Source organism: Neisseria sp. P0007.S010, from assembly GCF_051962875.1.
Classification (GTDB): domain Bacteria; phylum Pseudomonadota; class Gammaproteobacteria; order Burkholderiales; family Neisseriaceae; genus Neisseria; species Neisseria subflava_A.
On record NZ_JBQCUX010000024.1, the window covers coordinates 1 to 4,313 of the forward strand.

2 tRNA genes and 3 rRNA genes (1 of these 5 running past the window's edge) are annotated in these 4,313 nt (G+C 49.6%); all 5 read right to left on the reverse strand.

Annotated features, from left to right (window positions below):
• Positions 1-200: 200 nt before the first annotated feature.
• A 5S ribosomal RNA gene (gene rrf, locus ACTHR7_RS10640) occupies positions 201-314 on the reverse strand.
• A gap of 94 nt (positions 315-408) precedes the next feature.
• A 23S ribosomal RNA gene (locus ACTHR7_RS10645) occupies positions 409-3,297 on the reverse strand.
• Positions 3,298-3,645: 348 nt separating this feature from the next.
• Positions 3,646-3,721 (reverse strand) — tRNA-Ala (locus ACTHR7_RS10650).
• Positions 3,722-3,726: 5 nt separating this feature from the next.
• Positions 3,727-3,803: transfer RNA gene (locus tag ACTHR7_RS10655), tRNA-Ile, on the reverse strand.
• A 105-nt stretch (positions 3,804-3,908) separates the two neighbouring features.
• A 16S ribosomal RNA gene (locus ACTHR7_RS10660) occupies positions 3,909-4,313 on the reverse strand; it runs 1,135 nt beyond the window's last position.
• Together the 16S, 23S and 5S rRNA genes with 2 tRNA genes alongside form the textbook arrangement of a ribosomal RNA operon.

Sequence of the window (4,313 nt, forward strand, 5' to 3'; positions counted from 1 at the left end):
GTACTTTTGTTCAAGAATAACAACAGAGTTGTCATCCTTTAATTTAAACAACAAGCATGCACGAACACTCAATAGGCATCGGAATGGGTATCGGTTCATCAATATCCTTGCACCCATTACCCTACCTCCTATCGTCAAACCGACAGAAACGACAGGTATATAAAAAGCCCCCGACATCAGTCGGGGGCTTCGGAATGGGTGTTTGGCGGTGACCTACTTTCACATGGAAGAACCACACTATCATCGGCGCTGAGTCGTTTCACGGTCCTGTTCGGGATGGGAAGGCGTGGGACCAACTCGCTATGGCCGCCAAACTTAAACTGTTACAAATCGGTAAAGCCTTAATCAATTATTTGGTGATGACTGAATCAGTCAGTAAGCTTTTATCTTTGAAGTTCTTCAAATGATAGAGTCAAGCCTCACGAGCAATTAGTATGGGTTAGCTTCACGCGTTACCGCGCTTCCACACCCCACCTATCAACGTCCTGGTCTCAAACGACTCTTTAGTGTGGTTAAACCACAAGGGAAGTCTCATCTTCAGGCGAGTTTCGCGCTTAGATGCTTTCAGCGCTTATCTCTTCCGAACTTAGCTACCCGGCTATGCAACTGGCGTTACAACCGGTACACCAGAGGTTCGTCCACTCCGGTCCTCTCGTACTAGGAGCAGCCCCCGTCAAACTTCCAACGCCCACTGCAGATAGGGACCAAACTGTCTCACGACGTTTTAAACCCAGCTCACGTACCACTTTAAATGGCGAACAGCCATACCCTTGGGACCGACTACAGCCCCAGGATGTGATGAGCCGACATCGAGGTGCCAAACTCCGCCGTCGATATGAACTCTTGGGCGGAATCAGCCTGTTATCCCCGGAGTACCTTTTATCCGTTGAGCGATGGCCCTTCCATACAGAACCACCGGATCACTATGTCCTGCTTTCGCACCTGCTCGACTTGTCGGTCTCGCAGTTAAGCTACCTTTTGCCATTGCACTATCAGTCCGATTTCCGACCGGACCTAGGTAACCTTCGAACTCCTCCGTTACTCTTTGGGAGGAGACCGCCCCAGTCAAACTGCCTACCATGCACGGTCCCCGACCCGGATTACGGGTCTGGGTTAGAACCTCAAAGACACCAGGGTGGTATTTCAAGGACGGCTCCACAGAGACTGGCGTCTCTGCTTCAAAGCCTCCCACCTATCCTACACAAGTGACTTCAAAGTCCAATGCAAAGCTACAGTAAAGGTTCACGGGGTCTTTCCGTCTAGCAGCGGGTAGATTGCATCTTCACAACCACTTCAACTTCGCTGAGTCTCAGGAGGAGACAGTGTGGCCATCGTTACGCCATTCGTGCGGGTCGGAACTTACCCGACAAGGAATTTCGCTACCTTAGGACCGTTATAGTTACGGCCGCCGTTTACTGGGGCTTCGATCCGATGCTTGCACATCTTCAATTAACCTTCCAGCACCGGGCAGGCGTCACACCCTATACGTCCACTTTCGTGTTAGCAGAGTGCTGTGTTTTTAATAAACAGTCGCAGCCACCTATTCTCTGCGACCCTCCAGGGCTTACGGAGCAAGTCCTTAACCTTAGAGGGCATACCTTCTCCCGAAGTTACGGTATCAATTTGCCGAGTTCCTTCTCCTGAGTTCTCTCAAGCGCCTTAGAATTCTCATCCTGCCCACCTGTGTCGGTTTGCGGTACGGTTCAATTCAAACTGAAGCTTAGTGGCTTTTCCTGGAAGCGTGGTATTGGTTACTTCATGTCCGTAGACACTCGTCATCACTTCTCGGTGTTAAGAAGACCCGGATTTGCCTAAGTCTTCCACCTACCGGCTTAAACAAGCTATTCCAACAGCTTGCTAACCTAACCTTCTCCGTCCCCACATCGCATTTGAATCAAGTACAGGAATATTAACCTGTTTCCCATCGACTACGCATTTCTGCCTCGCCTTAGGGGCCGACTCACCCTACGCCGATGAACGTTGCGTAGGAAACCTTGGGCTTTCGGCGAGCGGGCTTTTCACCCGCTTTATCGCTACTCATGTCAACATTCGCACTTCTGATACCTCCAGCACACTTTACAATGCACCTTCATCGGCCTACAGAACGCTCCCCTACCATGCCAGTAAACTGGCATCCGCAGCTTCGGTTATAGATTTGAGCCCCGTTACATCTTCCGCGCAGGACGACTCGACCAGTGAGCTATTACGCTTTCTTTAAATGATGGCTGCTTCTAAGCCAACATCCTGGCTGTCTGGGCCTTCCCACTTCGTTTACCACTTAATCTATCATTTGGGACCTTAGCTGGCGGTCTGGGTTGTTTCCCTCTTGACAACGGACGTTAGCACCCGCTGTCTGTCTCCCGAGGAACCACTTGATGGTATTCTTAGTTTGCCATGGGTTGGTAAGTTGCAATAACCCCCTAGCCATAACAGTGCTTTACCCCCATCAGTGTCTTGCTCGAGGCACTACCTAAATAGTTTTCGGGGAGAACCAGCTATCTCCGAGTTTGTTTAGCCTTTCACCCCTATCCACAGCTCATCCCCGCATTTTGCAACATGCGTGGGTTCGGTCCTCCAGTACCTGTTACGGCACCTTCAACCTGGCCATGGATAGATCACTCGGTTTCGGGTCTACACCCAGCAACTATTCGCCCTATTAAGACTCGGTTTCCCTACGCCTCCCCTATTCGGTTAAGCTCGCTACTGAATGTAAGTCGTTGACCCATTATACAAAAGGTACGCAGTCACACCACAAGGGTGCTCCCACTGTTTGTATGCATCAGGTTTCAGGTTCTATTTCACTCCCCTCCCGGGGTTCTTTTCGCCTTTCCCTCACGGTACTGGTTCACTATCGGTCGATGATGAGTATTTAGCCTTGGAGGATGGTCCCCCCATATTCAGACAGGATTTCACGTGTCCCGCCCTACTTTTCGTACGCTTAGTACCACTATTGAGATTTCGAATACGGGACTATCACCCACTATGGTCAAGCTTCCCAGCTTGTTCTTCTATCTCGACAGTTATCACGTACAGGCTTCTCCGCGTTCGCTCGCCACTACTTGCGGAATCTCGGTTGATTTCTTTTCCTCCGGGTACTTAGATGGTTCAGTTCTCCGGGTTCGCTTCTCTTATCCTATGTATTCAGATAAGGATACCTCCTAAGAGGTGGGTTTCCCCATTCGGATATCGCGGGATTATAGCTTTATTGCCAGCTCCCCCACGCTTTTCGCAGGCTTACACGTCCTTCGTCGCCTATCATCGCCAAGGCATCCACCTGATGCACTTATTCACTTGACTCTATCATTTCAAGAACCTCTTTGACTTCGTTTACCTACCCGTTGACTAGGGAAGCAAACTTGAAATTCCTACTTTGATAAAGCTTACTGCTTTGTTGTGTCTTAATCCTGCCTTTTGTGTTTCAGGATTAAGTCGATACAATCATCACCCAAATACTGTGTTTGTTTTCTTTTCTCTTGCGAGAGATTTTTTATCCTTTGCAAAGAACAAAAAATCAAAACAAACTCATTGTCTTTGTTTGTTGATTTCGGCTTTCCAATTTGTTAAAGATCGATGCGTCGATATTTCACTTCGCAAATCAAAATAAGCTGCTAAGTATAGCAGGCTTTCTTTGATTTGTAAAGTACTTGGTGGAGGCAAACGGGATCGAACCGATGACCCCCTGCTTGCAAAGCAGGTGCTCTACCAACTGAGCTATGCCCCCGTTCTTGGTGGGTCTGGGAGGACTTGAACCTCCGACCCCACGCTTATCAAGCGTGTGCTCTAACCAGCTGAGCTACAAACCCGGATTCTCTTCTTAAGCGAATCTTGTCTTCACTCAAGCTTTTCTCTTCCGCATCTTTTACAGTTTACCGATAAGTGTGAATGCATCAGACCTCTTCTTTCTCTAGAAAGGAGGTGATCCAGCCGCAGGTTCCCCTACGGCTACCTTGTTACGACTTCACCCCAGTCATGAAGCATACCGTGGTAAGCGGGCTCCTTGCGGTTACCCTACCTACTTCTGGTATCCCCCACTCCCATGGTGTGACGGGCGGTGTGTACAAGACCCGGGAACGTATTCACCGCAGTATGCTGACCTGCGATTACTAGCGATTCCGACTTCATGCACTCGAGTTGCAGAGTGCAATCCGGACTACGATCGGTTTTGTGAGATTGGCTCCACCTCGCGGCTTGGCTACCCTCTGTACCGACCATTGTATGACGTGTGAAGCCCTGGTCATAAGGGCCATGAGGACTTGACGTCATCCCCACCTTCCTCCGGCTTGTCACCGGCAGTCTCATTAGAGTGCCCAACT